Genomic DNA, 16,582 nt, shown 5'->3' with positions numbered 1-16,582 from the left:
AGTTGTTTGCCGCACGTTTATTTTTTTGGAGGTGCATATCAATGAAAAGGGTCAAAGAAGCGTGTATCTGTCAGACTCTGCATTTTATGCTGAAGGAGGACACCACGCACGATTAAGCTGTCAGGCTTGTCAGGGAGGAGGTAGAGAAGTACAAGGCTTCTCTTGAAAAAACAAGAACCAAGTACAAGATCCTTGAGGAAAACGAACAGCCTGACGGCTCTGTTATAATCAGGATCAAGAAGCAGTATAATACCTCGCCTGTAGGTTCTTATCTCGATTGAGAAGGTGTTCATGCTGTAGGGGCGGATAAGGGGAGCAGCCTGTATCCGCCCCCTGTTTAATCAAAGACTAAGGGTTCTCTGCCGCGCTGACCATTTTTTGCCGCCGATTATAGTCGCCCCTCCCATTTATTGCTCTTTATACCGTAGTCTCATTGACTTATTGACATGATTGTGCTACAATATAAACACAAAAATTTATTTTTGGAGGATTTTACTATGAAAGGACAGAACATCAGGAAGCTGATAGCAGGCGTTATGGGTGCAGCCATGGCGTTCACAGCTACAGCTCCCGCTGTACACGCGGTAGCACCCGGCGATGTACAGCTGACCAACAAGACAACGGCAACACAGGGCACTCTGGTCTATGAGAGCGACTTCGAGAGCGAGGACGATCTCAAGTACTGGGCAAACAGAGGCGGAGACGATACCACAAAGCTGTCTATCTCCTCTGATGACGCAAAGAGCGGAAGCAGCTGTATGCTGGCAAGCGGCAGAACCGAAAGCTGGAACGGACCTTCCATACGTCTGGACAGCTTCCTCAAGCCCGATACCCAGTATTACTTCTCGGCTTCCGTAAGAGGCCAGTGGTACACCAACTGCACTCTCAGCTCGCAGTTCACTGTTGACGGAGAGGACTCCTACAACAACATCAGGCAGAATATCCAGGCACAGTCAGGCGGCGGAAACGGCTGGGCTACTATCGAGAATATCCCGATAAGCTATTCCACAGGCATGGACGCAGCCTATATCTACTTTGAGTCGGGCAACAACGAGGATATCCTTGTGGACGACGTAAAGATCTACGAGGCTCCCCATGTGGATATCGAAGCTGATATCCCGTCTCTCAGCGAGCTCTACAAGGACAAGTTCATTGTGGGTACAGCTCTTACTCCCGACGATCTGGCTTCACAGCCCTTCATGGATCTGGTTCAGAAGCACTTCGGCGAGAGCATCACAGTGGGCAACCAGATGAAGCCCGACTATGTTCTCAACAAGGCAAAGACGCTTGCTTACTTTGAGGAGACAGGCGACGACGAGAATCCTGTGATAAGTTTCTCACAGGCCAAGCCTGTCCTTGAATACGCAAGAAAGTACGGTATCCCCGTAAGAGTACATACCCTTGTTTGGTACAGCCAGACTCCCGAATGGTTCTTCAAGGAGGACTACGACGAGAAGAAGGATTACGTTACTCCCGAAAAGATGACAAAGCGTATGGAGAACTACATCAAGAGCTATTTTGAAACACTTACAGCTCTTTATCCCGATATCAACTTCTATGCCTGCGACGTTGTAAACGAGGCATTCCAGAACGACGGCAGTCCCCGTCAGAAGGGCCATCCTTCACAGGCCAACCAGTATGAGGCTTCGGACTGGGTAGCTGTATACGGCGACAATTCATTCATCGACTACGCATTCAAGTTTGCAAGACAGTATGCTCCCGAGGGCTGCAAGCTCTACTACAACGACTTCAACGAGTATATGGACAAGAAGAAGGCTATCTGCGAAATGGCAGAGAGACTCAAGAAGGCAGGCACTATCGACGGTATCGGTATGCAGTCTCACCTTGACGTAAGACAGAGCATGGACGCTGCATTCCCCTCGCTGGGTATGTACGAGAGCGCTCTCAAGGACTTCATCGCTACAGGCCTTGACGTTCAGATCACAGAGCTGGACGTAACCGTACAGGAGAATTCAGGCGACAAGTATTTCGATGTTCAGGCTACATACTACAAGGGCCTCTTCGATATCTACGAGAAGTACAGCGATAAGATCTCCGCAGTAGTATTCTGGGGCGTTACCGATCCCAAGAGCTGGAGAGCTTCACAGAATCCCCTTATCTTCGACAAGGAATTCATGGCTAAACCTGCTTACAAGTCCATCGTAGGCAGCAGAACAGCTCCCGATCCCGTAAGGACCACTATCCCGGGCGGCAGCGTTACTACCACTACCACCACCACAACAACTACCGTTACCAATACTACCACCACCTCATACTGTTATGAGCCTTTCTTCTGGGGCGATACCAACTGCGACGAAAATGTTGAGCTGGCAGACGCTATACTCATCATGCAGGCACTGGCTAACCCCAACAAGTACGGTGAAAAGGGTACTGACGCAAAGCACCTCACCGCACAGGGCAAGATGAACGGCGATGTGGATAGGGATACAGAAGGCCTTACAGGAAATGACGCTCTCTTTATACAGGAGTACCTTCTCCATATAAGAGAAACGCTCGTTCCCAGCACACGCTGAGCAATGGTTTATAAGGGCTGCACGGCTTGTCCGTGCAGCCTTTTGTTATATTGACATCGGGGACTATATATGATATGATATTTCTGGTATGATGCCCCGTATTCGGAGCTTGACATACGGATTACTATAAGGAGTTGCTTTTTTATGAGCCTTTTTATCAAAAATCAGGGTTATGCAGCAAAGCCAGCATCCCCCCTCACAGCAGCCATCGTTTTCGGTATTATTGCCGCAATATCCGTGTTTTTCGGTATAAGCGGCCTTATGGGAGACAGCCGCACTCTGGACAGTGCCTTTGATACGGGCTATGATCTGGGATCAGTAGTCAGCGGCACTCCCGCATACGGAGCTCCGGAGGCAAATCTGGATTTCAAGCACAGCGTAAGCTCCATACCAATAGGCCACGAATACTATTATATGATACTTTCCGAAGATAAGGACAAGATACTTCTTGTCCGTGCCGACAAGGATTTCGGCAGCAATTTCGACAGCGAGAGCTTCGAGAACACCACGGGCGTATCCATAAAGGGCAAGGTGAGAAAGGCTTCTCAGAAGGTGTCACGGAATTTCAGCGAGCTTGCTACCATTATGGAGCCCGATGTGATGTACATAGACACCACCTATAAGAGCAGGAGCATAAAGTGGTTCATCATAGCTGCCATCAATCTGCTCCTTATAGTCACGCTTGCTGCAAATTACGCTATAAACGGCAGACACGGCAGACCGGGCGGAGCTGTGGGCGGTCTCATAGGCTTGGTGGATCTGGCAGGACTGCTCGGTGCAGGCTATCTGCTCATCTGCAATATCCTTCTGAACTGAAGGGAGAGCGGCTATGAATAACAAGCATTATTCGGTCACACTTTTTGCATCGGCGCTGATCTTCCTTATAGGAGCTGTATTGCCAGCCTACAGGAATATACCGTTCCTGCTGGAGGAGCCTCAGAGCATTTCGGAGGTGCTTGACAGTCCCGAAAAGGGTCAGGCAGTGGAATGGGTGCCGATCGCAGGCATGAGCAGTAAGATCACCACCAGCAAGGGACTTTTCGGCACGGGACTGTTCAAGACCTATCTCTACGGTGCTGCGGTAAAAAACGGCGATACGAAGGACATGGTCATAGTCCGCGGAACAAAGCATTTCGGAGAGATGTTCGACCCCGAAACTCACCTCAATGACAGGAATAAGACCGTAAGAGGCAATATGATGCCTATGAGCAGCAGCATGAAGACCGCTGTGGCTCCTATCGGGGATATGGTCAAGGAACACGGCTATGCCTTCGGCGACGGCTGGTATGTGGACACCATGCTCAGATACAAGGCCGTTATAAGGCTGATATCTGCGGCTGTTTTTCTGTTGCTGGCGGTCATCACAGCGGTGAGAGGCTTCGCAGAGAGAAGACGTGAAAGAGAAGGCAGGTTCAGAGAACGTGTGTCAGTGCTCGACCGTGTCACTCTGGCTGTCATTGTCTGCGATATGATTGTGATGTACATTGCAGGCCGCGTTATATGAGCGGAAAGGGGACTGTTTGCCCGCTTTTTGCATTGACAATAAGGATAATAAATGATATAATGATTATATCTATTTAAATTATAACAGAAAGAGGTCAATAATATGGCTAAGGATAAAAAAATGGTCACTGCCATCACCTCAATGGACGAGGATTTCGCGCAGTGGTATACAGATATCTGCAAGAAGGCAGAGCTGGTAGAGTACACAAGCGTCAAGGGCTGTCTCGTTATCAGACCCTACGGCTACGCTATCTGGGAGAATATCCAGCATATTCTTGACGGTATGTTCAAGGCTACAGGTCACGAGAATGTATGTATGCCTATGTTCATTCCCGAGAGCCTTCTCCAGAAGGAAAAGGATCACGTTGAGGGCTTTGCTCCCGAAGTTGCATGGGTAACTCACGGCGGCAGCGAGAAGCTTGAGGACAGACTCTGCGTCCGCCCCACTTCCGAGACCCTTTTCTGCGAGCACTATGCCAATATAGTTCACTCATACCGCGACCTGCCCAAGCTGTACAACCAGTGGGTAAGCGTTGTACGCTGGGAAAAGACCACACGTCCCTTCCTCCGTTCAAGAGAGTTCCTCTGGCAGGAAGGTCATACAATACACGCAACTGCCGAGGAGGCTGTTGAGGAGACAGAGCGTATGCTCAACCTCTATGCCCAGTTCTGCGAGGAAGCTCTGGCTATGCCTGTTGTAAAGGGCAAGAAGACCGAGAGCGATAAGTTCGCGGGAGCTGTTTCGACCTATGCTATCGAGGCTCTCATGCACGACGGCAAGGCACTTCAGGCAGGTACCTCACACTATTTCGGCGACGGCTTTGCAAAGGCCTTCGAGATCGAATACACAGACAAGGACAATAAGCGCGTCAATCCTCACCAGACAAGCTGGGGCGTTTCCACCCGTCTTATCGGCGGCGTTATCATGACTCACGGCGACGACAACGGTCTTGTTCTTCCTCCCGCAGTAGCTCCCATTCAGGTAGTTATCGTTCCTATCGCCCAGCACAAGGAGGGCGTTCTGGACAAGGCTGCCGAGCTCAGGGACAGACTTGCAGCAGCAGGCGTAAGAGTAAAGCTGGACGACAGCGAGAACTCACCCGGCTGGAAGTTCGCAGAGTACGAGATGAAGGGCGTTCCGCTGAGAGTTGAGATCGGCCCCAGAGATATCGAGGAGAATAAGTGCGTTATCGCTTCACGCTGGAGCGGCGAGAAGGCTGATGCTTCACTGGACGAGCTGGAGAGCGCTGTTGCTCAGAAGCTTCAGGAAGCACACGACGGTATGTATCAGAAGGCTCTGGACAACCGCAACAGAAGAACATATGCCTGCACGACTCTCGACGAGATCACAAAGTCACTGGAGAACGGCGACGGCTTCATAAAGGCCATGTGGTGCGGCGACGAGGCCTGCGAGGACGAGATAAAGGAAAAGACAGGCGTTGGCTCAAGATGTATCCCCTTCGAGCAGGAGAACCTCAGCGACAAGTGTATCTGCTGCGGAAAGCCTGCAAAGTGCATGGTATACTGGGGCAAGGCTTATTGATCGGAGCTTTATCCGCGAACAGACCATATATGGGCGGCAGCTGCCGCCCATTGGATTGTTATGAAGTTAGCCGGTAAAAACGTAAAAATCAGTTTACCGGGGCTAACACCTATTGATTTTGTAGACATTTTAATGTACAATATTATTGACTGCGATTTTCGGAGGTGAGACTTATCAAGACAGTTGAGATCTTTACGGACGGCGCCTGCAGCGGCAACCCCGGACCGGGAGGCTACGGTGTGGTGCTTCGCTTCGGCAGCGTGGAAAAGGAGCTTTCGGGCGGACACAGTGCCACCACCAACAACAGAATGGAGCTCCTCGGTGTTATCACGGGTCTTTCCGCTCTGAAGGAGCCCTGTAAGGTAATACTCACAACGGACAGCAAGTACGTGGTGGACAGTATCACAAAGGGCTGGGTGTACGGCTGGAAGAAGAAGGGCTGGATAAAGTCTGACAAGAAGCCTGCGCTGAATGTTGACCTGTGGGAGCAGCTGCTGCCCCTGCTGGAAAAGCACGACGTTACCTTCAACTGGGTAAAGGGTCACGCAGGCCACCCCGAGAACGAGCGCTGTGACCGCCTTGCGGTTGAGCAGCGTGATTTGTATGCAAAACAGGAGGTCTGAACAATGGATAAAAGGTTCATATATGCCGACAATGCGGCAACTACGGCGGTTTCGGAGGAGGTTCTGAATTCCATGCTGCCTTATTTCCGCACGGCATACGGCAACGCTTCCAGCATCTATAAGCTGGGACGCGACGCCCAGAGAGATGTGGAACTGGCCCGCGAAAAGGTGGCAAAGGCTCTGGGAGCCGAGCCGAGAGAAATATTCTTCACCAGCTGCGGCTCAGAGTCCGACAACTGGGCTATAAAGGGTACTGCGGAGCTGATGGCGAAAAAGGGAAAGAAGCATATCGTCACCTCTGTATTCGAGCACCACGCTGTGCTCCATACCTGCGAATATCTTGAAAAGCACGGCTATGAGGTAACATACGTCCCCGTAAGCGACAAGGGTCTCATTGATCCCGAGGACGTCAGAAAGGCTATCCGCGAGGATACAGCACTGGTCACCATAATGTACGCAAACAACGAGATCGGCACCATACAGCCTATCGACGAGATAGCTGCCATATGCAAGGAAAAGAAGGTGCTCTTCCACACTGACGCCGTACAGGCCGTGGGACACGTTGAGATAGACGTCCACAAGCAGGGCATAGATATGCTTTCGCTTTCGGGACATAAGATACACGCCCAGAAGGGCATAGGCGTTCTGTATATCCGCAAGGGCATAGTCCTCCCCAACCTTATACACGGCGGCGGTCAGGAGCGCGGAAAGCGTGCAGGCACGGAAAATGTTCCCGCCATAGTGGGTCTGGGAACTGCTATTGAAGCTGCCACACGCAATATCGCGGAAAAGGCTGACATAATAACTCCCAGAAGGAACCGCCTTATCGACGGGCTGCTGGAGATACCCTATACCCGTCTCAACGGCGACAGGGACAGCCGACTTCCCGGAAATCTCAATATTTCCTTTGAGGGCATTGAGGGAGAATCTCTCCTGCTCATGCTCGACCTCAACGGAATATGTGCTTCATCGGGTTCGGCCTGCACATCGGGCTCACTTGATCCTTCACACGTTCTGCTCTCCATAGGACTGGTACACGCCGTAGCACACGGCTCCCTGAGACTGTCCATCGAGGAGGACGTAACGGACGAGGATGTGGACTATATCCTCGAGGTGATACCCAAGGTAGTTGAAAGGCTCCGTTCGATGTCCCCTGTGTGGGAGCGCATGATGAAAGGCGAGAAGTACGAATAAACCATAACAACGGGGTGTATGACTATGGGAATATTAGATAATTTAAAGGACAAGCTCCTGAACAGGGAGCCCAGAAACCATGAATTTCTTACGGACGACGAAAGGGAGCTCCGCGAATACGAGGAATACTATACTCCTCAGTCGGGAGTTGCCGACGGCACATATGCCGAATTCGTTGTGAGCGATGTATTTACTGTCACGGGCAGAGGCACTGTTGCGGTGGGGACCGTTACAGGCGGCGTTTTCACCGTGGGCGACAAGGTAGTTATAGTCCGCGGCAGAGAGGACGAGATATATACCGAGATAGTAGGCATCGAGCAGTTCAGGAAGGTCTGCAATACGGTCTCGGAGGGAGCCAATGCCGCGTTCATGCTGAAGGACGTGGACAGAAAGCAGATCGGCAGGAACGACATCATCAAGAAGCAGTAGGCTTTGCGGCGGTAAGTTCCGAAATAATAACAAAGGAGTAATTGCTATGTTATACAGTGAAAAGGTAATGGATCATTTCTCAAATCCGAGAAATGTAGGCGAGATCGAGGACGCTGACGGAGTAGGAGAGATCGGAAACGCCAAGTGCGGAGATATAATGAAGATGTACCTGAAGATAGACGACGGTATCATCACTGACGCAAAATTCAAGACCTTCGGCTGCGGAGCGGCTGTTGCCACATCTTCCATGGCTACGGAGCTTATCAAGGGCAAGTCTATCGAGGACGCGCTGAAGCTGACAAATCAGGCCGTTGTGGAGGCTCTTGACGGACTTCCCGCTGTAAAGATACACTGCTCGGTGCTTGCAGAGCAGGCCGTAAGATCAGCTCTTTCGGACTATTATACAAGACAGGGCATAGATCCGCTTCCCATAGTCGGCGAGATAAAGGAACCCGAGGAATAATAAAAAAGACGGCTTTAAGCCGTCTTTTTTTATTGATTATTCTTCTTCTTCGTCGTCATCATCGCTGTCATCATCATCTTCGTCGTATTCTTCGTCGTCCTCGTCCTCATCGTACTCCTCGTCATCGTCGTCCTCTTCGGGCTCGTTCATGATCTTCTTGTACTTCTTCTCCTCAGCCTTTTCCTTGGCTTCCTTGGCAGCCTTTCTGGCACCTGCGGGAGCTGTTTTGCGGCTGCGCTTCATGAGGACTGCGGCGAACACTATGACTATGGCAGCAAGAGCTATCATAGCGGCAATGAATGCCACCTTCTTCAGGTTTCTGTCGGTAACGGTATACTCTATTCCCGAGCTCTTGGCGTATTTTTCACCTGCCGAGCCCGAGAAAACGCTGAGCCGGAAGCCGTCTGAAATCTTGTATTCCTTGTCCTGAACCGTGTAGCCTATTGCCTTTTCACCGATGGTCTTTACACTCTTGGGTATGCTTACCTGTGTAATACCGTTGCAGGAGAGAAAGGCATTGGGGCCTATGGTCTGTACTCCCTCGGGGAGTATAAGTCTGGTCATGCTCTTGCAGTAGGCAAAGGCGCTTTCGTCTATGGTATCCACCGAGGTGGGTATATCAACGGTTTCTATAGCCTGATCGAAGGCAAAAGCACTGAAGCCTATAGTATGGAGACCGTTGTTGAGATCCAGCTTTTTAATGCCCGAGCAGTAGCTGAACGCCTCGTCGTTTACGGCTGTGACCGTATTGGGGAAGTGTACCGCTGTTATCTGCGAGCAGGTGGAGAAGGCTCCGCCTCTGATAATGGAAACTCCGTCGGGGATATTTATCTCGCCGCTCTTTTCCACGGAAACACGGTATATGTCCTTCTTGTCGGCGCTCATAAGCATATCGTCCTCGTATACGAAGGCGGAGCAGGCAGAGGCGTCTATGTCCGTTACGGAGAACCAGCTTCCCATGGCGTTCTCGCCGATCTTTGTGAGAGAAGCGGGAAGTCTGAAATTGTTCAACAGTGAACACTGATAGAAGGCGTACTCGCCGAATTCGGTTATGGAGTCGGGGAGGTCTACAGCCGCAAGATTATCGCAGAGCGCGAAGGTAAGGGGCTCTATCTTTGTAAGAGTATCTGGGAGGGATATCTCCGTCAGGGAGCTGCAGCTGAAAAATGCGTTGTCGCCCAGATATTCCAGCTTATTCGGCAGAGTTACCTGCTGGAGTCCCGTACAGCCGTAAAAGGCGTGGCTGCCTATGGTCTTTATAGAATCGGGGATAGACAGCTCTGTTATGCCCGTGCAGTTTGCAAAGGCCTCGTCGCCTATGGCAGTAACGGCCTTACCGTTTCTGATGGAGGGCACTGTTGTAACTATGGTGGCAGAGCATTGGGTTATGGTGTAGGTATCGTCTGCGTTGAGCGCATAGTAGAAAGATCCGTCGTAAAGGGGGTCGTCAGAGGCGCCGGGGAGGTTGTCCGCTGCGGCTCCGAGAGGAAGGCAGCAGGCTGCCATAATGCCCGAAGCGATGACTGCGGCCAGCTTTCTGAAATTATTCTTCATCATCTGTGTCCTCCTCGTCCTCGTTATCTTCTTCCTCGTTATCCTCTGTCAGGCCATCATCGTCGTCTAAATCCTCGTCCTCGATGTCCTCATCGTCGTCGTATTCTTCGTCGTCGGCTTCTTCTTCCTCGGCTGCGGCCTTGCTGCGGCGCTCGGCAGCCTTTTTCTTACGCTCCTCCAGCTCCCTGGCAGCTTTTTTCGCCTTGGCTTTCTTTGCAACGCCCTTGCCGATGAGTATGGCGATGAGCAGCAATATAAGTCCGCCTATGAAGCCCAGGAGGCGTATATCGTAATTCTTGCCGAATATCTCAACTGTTCCCGTTATCACCGTCATACCCGAGCCCTTTGCGTACTTATAGGCTGTGGAGTTCTTGGGAGCGTAAACCCTGAAGTTTTCGGCCAGAGCATTTGTAGCTTCGGGATCGTCGGAATTGGCCACCTCTCTGTAGGTATAGCCGAATGCGCAGGCGCCTATGTCATTGAGGGTCTTGGGCAGACGCAGGCTTTCAAGCGAATCGCAGGTATAGAATGCGTCGGAGCCCAGTGTTTTCAGCTTCTTGGAGAGCTTTACGCTTTTCAGCTTGCCGCAGCGCTCAAAGGCGTAGGCCTGTATGACTGTAGCGCTGGAAATATCCACCTTTTCAAGGTTCTGTGCGCTGTAGAAGGCTGACTGTGCTATCTCCTTCACTGTTGAGGGAGCTGTGAAGCTCTTGTCTGCCTTGTTTGCGGGGTAGGCTTTGAGTATGGTCTTGTCCTTGTTGTAGAGCACGCCGTTTTCGGAGCTGAAGTTTCCTCCGCCCTCGGTGACGTTTATCTCCTCGAGAGCCTTGCAGTCAATGAAGGGCTCGTCGTCGTTCCATTCCTTCAGATCGCCTGAAATAGTGAGCTTTCTGAGCTTCTTGCAGTCGCAGAACACCAGCTCGCCCATAGTCTCGGCGCCCTGTATCTCCACGGTCTCCAGAGCGGAGCACTTGTCGAAAACATTATTGCCTATGGTCTTTACGCTTGCGGGAACGGTTACAGATGTAAGGTTTGCACAGCTGTAAAATGCCATTTCCTTCAGCTCGGTGATGGTATCTGGCAGGATTATCTCGGTGGACTGGCAGGGAGTGAAGCAGGTGGGGTATATCTTTACCAGCGTATTACCGTCAAGCTTTGCGGGAACTTCCAGCTTTGCCTCGGAGGACTTGCATGAAAGCAGCACTGCTCCGTCGTCGGTAATGGCATATTCAAAGTCGCCTGATTCTATTCTTTCAAGGTTCAGAAGCTCCTTCTGCTCCTCGTATTCCTCGGGAGTGAAGAAGTTGAAGTTATTCACATATTCGTAGTCGGAATCGGCGTCTACGGAGTATCTCTGGGCTGCGGAGCCGATACTGCCTATTAGCGTGAAATCGTTGTCGGCGATGAATTCTCCTGTATGGCTGGTGGAGTAGCCGAAGGCTCCGTACTGGATAGCCTCTACGGTGTCGGGAACCTTTATCTCCTTCAGTCCCGTGTCAACGAAGGCGTACTGACCTATGGTATAGAGGCCGTCGGGGAGAGTTATGCTCTCAAGGCTGCGGCAGCCTGCAAAGGCGCCTCCGCCTATATGCTCGAGGGTATCGGGGAGAAGCACCTCTTCAAGAGCCTTGCACTGTGAAAAGGCGTATGAGCCCAGCTCGGTCACCTTGGTGCCGCTCATGTCTATCTTCTCCATGAACTTCATGTCGCCGAAGGCAAAGTAGTTTACCTCCTCAAGAGACGAGGGGAGGTTCAGCTCTGCAAGGTCAGCATCATATAGAGCCGCTGCGTAAAGAGTCTTGACTCCGTCGGGGATAGTGAAGCTCTTTCCTGCCTTCTTGGCAGGGTAGGCGATAAGAGTTTCCTTCTTCTTGTCGTACAGCACGCCGTCCTCGGCGCAGAAGCTTTCGCTGCCCTCTGCCACCTTGATCTCGGTGAGCTGCGAGCAGTAGAGGAACGGGTTGTCTGCGGATATATAGTTCACCGAAGCAGGTATCTCGATGCTGGTGAAGCTGTTGTTGTCCATGACGTCGCCGAAGGCGGTGGTGCCCAGCTCCGTTACGGTGAGTCCGTCGATCTTGTCGGGGATAACAAGGGCAGAGCCTGCTGCGGTGCAGTTCTCTATACGGGCGTCGCCTTCGCTGGTCTTTGAGTACATGAAGTCTCCGCTGACGATGCAGTTATCATATGTAGTGACGGAAGGCTCCGGCTCATCTGCCGCAGCAGCGGGCCCTGTCTCGTTGTCTGCAAAGGCTGCCGAAGGAGCGGCTCCGCAGGTACACAGGAGAAGCGCTGCCACAAATGCGGCTATTTTTTTACGGTCAAACATAGTATTACCCTCTCATTATTTCTGTACAGCCCTGATGAGCTGTTAATTCTTATACATTATAGCACAATAGCCGTGATATTGCAATGAATTTCACTTATTTTTCGTATTTGGCGGTATTTTTTCAGTTCCCGTCCACATTTTCGGGAAAGGAGGCGGCAATGAGGCTTTTCAGCGAGAGCGTACCGAAGCAGGGCTCCTGCCCGAAGCGTTCAAGGAGCTCCGCCATATTTTCCTCGCAGTACTCCGTTTCCTTGGAGTAGTTTTTTGCGATCCCGGCGCAGCGGTCAGCAGTGCAGCCCTCCTCCGCAAGGCGGCACAGCCTGTCGATGATGATTAGGCTGAACACCGCGAATTTGGCATAGCCGAGGACCTGCCCGTCGTATACGCTTTTCAGCAGGTAGCGGTATATGAAGTAGGCTCCCAGCCGTCTCAGCAGGATATCCTGTCCGCTTTCGTGCGGAGCGGCGGAGCTGAGTTTCTCCGCACAGGCGCTTATATAGGGCTGCCAGCTTTCATCTATGGGTTCGAGCTCCGAAAGGCAGGCGAAGAAGCTGCCCAGAGTCCCGGAGCAGGGGAGCTCTGCACTGCTGTCGGGGAAGGGCATATCCAGGCAGTCCTGTATTTCCGCGGCAATATCCAGTATGCGGCAGAGAGCCTCCCACAGCGGGATATCCTCTCTTTCAAGAGCGGCGAACATCTCGTCCCGCGCTCTCAGCAGCATAGAGAGCAGCTCCTCATCGTATTCTCCGGCGGCGTCCTCGGGGGGAGCCTCCTCCTCACGGAGCAGGAACGGCCGCGAGAGTATGAGCTCCGCCGCCGCCTCGCAGCAAAGGCCTATGCCGCCCTCCTTGAAGCTGCCGAACCACTCATAGAATCTGGGGTGATCCGAGCATATTTTACAGAGCTTGTCGCCGCCCAGCTCGGTGTATATATCGCAGAGGCCGCTGCTGTTGAGAAAGGGGCAGCGCTGGTCTGCGGTGAGGACGAAGGAGCCGTTTTTTATGCTGCTGCGCAGTCTTTCGCCGAAGCTGCCCTTTACGGCGGCGTAATAGTCTGCGGTGTCACTGTCGATGTCTATCTCCCAGCCCTTGCAGCAGTTGTCGCGGCAGTCGCCTGCGATACAGCGGAAGTCGCGGTAGTAGTCGGGGTATCTGTATATCATGTTTCCTCCAAAAACAAAGGGGAATAGCGGCTGTACTTCTCAAGCAGAAAACCTGTACTTATTGTCGGGGAAAACCTTTCTGAGGAAAGGTTCTTCCCCGAACCCATTTCCAAAGACTTTATAGCTGATTTTTTCTATAACAGAGCCCCCTTGTAGTTTACAAGGGGGCAAATTTTTTTATAGGGGCTCTGCCATAGAAAAAATTAAACCTGAAGACTTGAAAAAAGCATGGAAAAAAGCCTTTTTCAGAATGATCTCACTAATAATAAATATAAGTTTTCCGAATGAGAAGCATAGTCTTATTCTCTTTTTTCGTTAAGTGTGAATTTGTGCTCCTTGATAAGCTCCGCCCTGTTGAACTCCTCGGGAGTGGTGAATGTGGGAACTATATCATGGAGGGCCTCTATGGCCACATCGTTGAGATTTTCGTTTGCGGCGTTGCGCAGGGTCCTCAGCTTGCTGATGAACTCGTCGCCGTCAAGGTGTATCTGCTTGCCGATGAATATGAGCTCGTTGGAGGTCTTCTGAAGTCCCTCCTCGTCCATGAGGAGCTCCTCCTTCAGCTTTTCACCGGGACGCAGGCCTGTGAACTTTATCTCTACGTCCTTATATGGCGTCTTTCCGTACATACGGATAAGGTTCTCGGCCAGCCTTACTATATGGACGGGCTGTCCCATATCCAGCACGAATATCTCTCCGCCGTGAGCTATGGCGGCTGCTTCAAGCACGAGGCTGACAGCCTCGGGGATAGTCATGAAGTATCTTATAACGTCGGGGTGAGTTACGGTAACGGCTCTTCCCGACTCTATCTGCTTTCTGAAAAGGGGTATCACCGAGCCGTTTGAGCCAAGGACGTTTCCGAAGCGTGTGGTGACGAATTCGGTACAGCCGTCCTTCTGCTGTGAGAGGTACTGTATTATCATCTCGCAGCAGCGCTTTGAAGCGCCCATGACGTTGGTGGGATTTACCGCCTTGTCGGTGGATATCATCACGAACTTCCTCACCTTGTGGAACTGAGCCAGAGTAGCGGTGTTGAAGGTTCCGATGACGTTGTTCTTTATGGCCTCCATAGGCGAGTTCTCCATGAGGGGAACGTGCTTATGGGCTGCGGCGTGGAATACGATATCGGGCTTGTACCGGGCGAAGATGCTGTCCATGCGGTAATAGTCCCTGACCGAGGCGATGAGCACCTTCAGGTCAAGGTCGTCGCCGAATTCCATGAGCAGCTCCTGCTGGACGTCATAGGCGTTGTTCTCGTAGATATCGACTATGATTATCCTTTCGGGGCTGTACCTGGCTATCTGGCGCACCAGCTCGGAGCCGATTGAGCCGCCTCCGCCTGTTACCATGCAGACCTTGCCGTGTATGAAGCGGCGTATCTCCTCGTTATCGAACTTCACGGAGGCTCGTCCGAGAAGGTCCTCTACCTTGATGTCGTGCATCTGGGTGAGGAGGGGAGTATTTCCTCCGTCGAATATAAGGCTTCCGATAAATGGGACCACCTTTACGGGGACGTTTGTACCCGAGCATATGTCCAGTATCCTCTTGCGCTCGTCCTCAAGGCATGAGGGGATAGCGAAGATGATCTGCTCGATATGCTGCTGATCCGCGAATTTTATAATCTCCGATGTGGTGCCTACCACAGTCACGCCCTGTATCTCGGAGCCTATCTTGCTTCTGTCGTCGTCGATTATACACACGGGATCGTACTTTGCCGAGACCTTGTCCCCCTCATAGGGCGATCTTCTGGCGTTCTCGATCTCTGTGAGTATCATGCGGCAGGTCTGTCCGCCGCCGACGATCATAGTGCGCTTGCGTCCGTCCTCGGAGCTTATCCGCGAGAAGGTCACGAAGCTCTCCTTGAACAGATACCTGAACAGGCAGACGCCTGTCAGTGTTATCAGTGCGTGGAGACACAGATATCCCAGCGGTACCTCGTTCCTGATGATATATACGAAGCTGCCTGCGGCGATAAAGCCGAACACCACTCCGTACACGCATGAGAGGTAGTCGCGCTTGTGGAAGAATCTCCACAGCTTGTTGTAGGCGCCGAATATCATCAGACAGCCGCAGCAGGTCACGGAGCCGATCATGAAGCTCATGAGCATATCCGAACGGCTTATATCCGCGTCGATGAACGACAGGATGAAGTTGGTGATAAGAGCGGCGGCTACGACGATAAAAGCGTCGGCAAAAGCGAGCACCACTCTGCGGAAGCTGAAGTTACCTATTAATTTTTTCAAAAAGATCCCCCCGTATCAGCAAAAAATGTGCTGACAGATGTTTACCCCCTCAGACGCTTGCGGTATCGCAGGCTGTAAAGACCTCGATGGTATTATCGGCAGGTGCGATAAGATCATTTGAGGCCTCTATCATCTCAGGGTCACATTTCTCCAAAAGCATATCCCAGTTCGGGCGTCTTGTGCCCGTATTATGTGCATCGCTTCCGAAAACTATCCTTTTTTTATTTTCTGCAAGCTGTCTGAGCAGTTCTCTTTCGCGGTCCATGAGGAAGACCTCGTTGTTGAACTGGAAGACTGCGTCGGTCTCCAGCAGCTTTTCAAAGTTTTCGGGTGTATAGTACGCCAGATAGCGGTGTACATGAGCCAGTATCACGGTGAGGCCGTGATCTGAAGCGATAGCATTTATCTCCTCGGACATCCAGTCCTCGAAGTCGCGGAAAGGCAGCTCCAGCAGTATAAAGCCCGTATCCTCCACTGCGAGCCTGTCTATCCCGTGTATCATTGATATACCGTGCTCTACGGCGACCTCTGCGCCGAGCATGATATCCGGCACCGCAGCAAGGTCCGCGATGCTCTCATAGGCGATCTCACGCCTTATAAGGTATTCTGTCAGGGATCTTTCCTCGTGAGCGTAGAAATGAGGTGTGGCGATTATCCTTTCGACGCCCTGCTCCTTCATGATCTCGATCATGCTGAGAGAGGTGTCCACATCGAACGCTCCGTCGTCCATTCCCGGCAGAATATGGCAATGGTAATCAGTAAGCATATTCAGTTGTCATCCTTTTGTTCTTTAGTGTATGGTGTATGTGTTCCATAAAAAAAGCATATATATGTCTCTGCTTTGATCAATACTTTTTGCTGACCGTTCCCATGGCGGGACTGTGCGGTTACAGCGATACTGTTATAATTATATAACAGATAGTATTGCTTTGTCAATAGTCTGCAAAAGTTAATAATATATTATAATTCAATAGCCATAGGGGGGATAGCATATGATGGTGCCGG

Annotated in this window: 13 protein-coding genes and 1 pseudogene; 9 read left to right on the top strand and 5 right to left on the bottom strand. The window is 51.5% G+C overall.

Annotated features, from left to right (window positions below; translation table 11 throughout):
* The first annotated feature begins 41 nt into the window (after positions 1-41).
* The 9 genes and pseudogenes from Q0Y65_RS10575 to nifU all read left to right on the top strand — a co-directional run bounded on the left by Q0Y65_RS10575 (position 42) and on the right by nifU (position 8,289).
* Positions 42-281 (top strand): annotated as a pseudogene (locus tag Q0Y65_RS10575) (hypothetical protein).
* 216 nt (positions 282-497) lie between these two features.
* A complete protein-coding gene (locus tag Q0Y65_RS10570; RefSeq protein ID WP_297959487.1) occupies positions 498-2,534 on the top strand; it encodes an endo-1,4-beta-xylanase in 2,037 nt (678 codons plus the stop codon).
* A gap of 144 nt (positions 2,535-2,678) precedes the next feature.
* Positions 2,679-3,350: a hypothetical protein gene (locus Q0Y65_RS10565; RefSeq protein ID WP_297959485.1), complete on the top strand. Its 672-nt coding sequence runs from the start codon at positions 2,679-2,681 to the stop codon at positions 3,348-3,350.
* Between the two features lie 13 nt (positions 3,351-3,363).
* Positions 3,364-4,038, top strand: a complete 675-nt coding sequence (locus tag Q0Y65_RS10560) for a hypothetical protein (RefSeq protein WP_297959483.1) — start codon at positions 3,364-3,366, stop codon at positions 4,036-4,038.
* A 102-nt stretch (positions 4,039-4,140) separates the two neighbouring features.
* Positions 4,141-5,580 (top strand): proline--tRNA ligase, encoded by a 1,440-nt coding sequence (gene proS, locus Q0Y65_RS10555; RefSeq protein WP_297959482.1) that lies wholly within the window; start codon positions 4,141-4,143, stop codon positions 5,578-5,580.
* 173 nt (positions 5,581-5,753) lie between these two features.
* Positions 5,754-6,203, top strand: coding sequence for a ribonuclease HI (gene rnhA, locus Q0Y65_RS10550; RefSeq protein WP_297959543.1), 450 nt, complete (start codon positions 5,754-5,756; stop codon positions 6,201-6,203).
* A gap of 3 nt (positions 6,204-6,206) precedes the next feature.
* Positions 6,207-7,397 carry a cysteine desulfurase NifS gene (gene nifS, locus Q0Y65_RS10545; protein WP_297959480.1) on the top strand — a complete coding sequence of 397 codons (1,191 nt, stop codon included), beginning with the start codon at positions 6,207-6,209 and terminating at the stop codon, positions 7,395-7,397.
* Positions 7,398-7,421: 24 nt separating this feature from the next.
* Positions 7,422-7,826 carry an EF-Tu/IF-2/RF-3 family GTPase gene (locus tag Q0Y65_RS10540; RefSeq protein ID WP_297959478.1) on the top strand — a complete coding sequence of 135 codons (405 nt, stop codon included), beginning with the start codon at positions 7,422-7,424 and terminating at the stop codon, positions 7,824-7,826.
* A 46-nt stretch (positions 7,827-7,872) separates the two neighbouring features.
* Positions 7,873-8,289 (top strand): Fe-S cluster assembly scaffold protein NifU, encoded by a 417-nt coding sequence (gene nifU / locus Q0Y65_RS10535; RefSeq protein WP_297959477.1) that lies wholly within the window; start codon positions 7,873-7,875, stop codon positions 8,287-8,289.
* Between the two features lie 36 nt (positions 8,290-8,325).
* Here nifU and Q0Y65_RS10530 read toward each other — a convergent pair whose 3' ends face one another.
* The 5 genes from Q0Y65_RS10530 to Q0Y65_RS10510 form a co-directional block, all read right to left on the bottom strand.
* Complete coding sequence (locus Q0Y65_RS10530) at positions 8,326-9,846, bottom strand: leucine-rich repeat domain-containing protein (RefSeq protein ID WP_297959475.1); 1,521 nt, start codon at positions 9,844-9,846, stop codon at positions 8,326-8,328.
* Positions 9,833-12,172 carry a leucine-rich repeat domain-containing protein gene (locus tag Q0Y65_RS10525; RefSeq protein ID WP_297959473.1) on the bottom strand — a complete coding sequence of 780 codons (2,340 nt, stop codon included), beginning with the start codon at positions 12,170-12,172 and terminating at the stop codon, positions 9,833-9,835. The genes Q0Y65_RS10530 and Q0Y65_RS10525 overlap by 14 nt, the downstream gene beginning before the upstream one ends.
* Positions 12,173-12,293: 121 nt before the next feature.
* Positions 12,294-13,334 carry a flagellin lysine-N-methylase gene (gene fliB, locus Q0Y65_RS10520; protein WP_297959471.1) on the bottom strand — a complete coding sequence of 347 codons (1,041 nt, stop codon included), beginning with the start codon at positions 13,332-13,334 and terminating at the stop codon, positions 12,294-12,296.
* A 299-nt stretch (positions 13,335-13,633) separates the two neighbouring features.
* Entirely contained in the window at positions 13,634-15,577 is a 1,944-nt protein-coding gene (locus Q0Y65_RS10515; RefSeq protein ID WP_297959470.1) for a nucleoside-diphosphate sugar epimerase/dehydratase, read from the bottom strand.
* 49 nt (positions 15,578-15,626) lie between these two features.
* A complete protein-coding gene (locus Q0Y65_RS10510) occupies positions 15,627-16,343 on the bottom strand; it encodes a CpsB/CapC family capsule biosynthesis tyrosine phosphatase (RefSeq protein WP_297959468.1) in 717 nt (238 codons plus the stop codon).
* Between the last annotated feature and the right edge of the window lie 239 nt (positions 16,344-16,582).

Source organism: uncultured Ruminococcus sp., assembly GCF_947301925.1.
Classification (GTDB): Bacteria; Bacillota; Clostridia; order Oscillospirales; family Ruminococcaceae; genus Ruminococcus.
The sequence above is the reverse complement of the archived record's forward strand: the minus strand, read 5'-3'. Positions and strand labels throughout refer to the sequence as shown.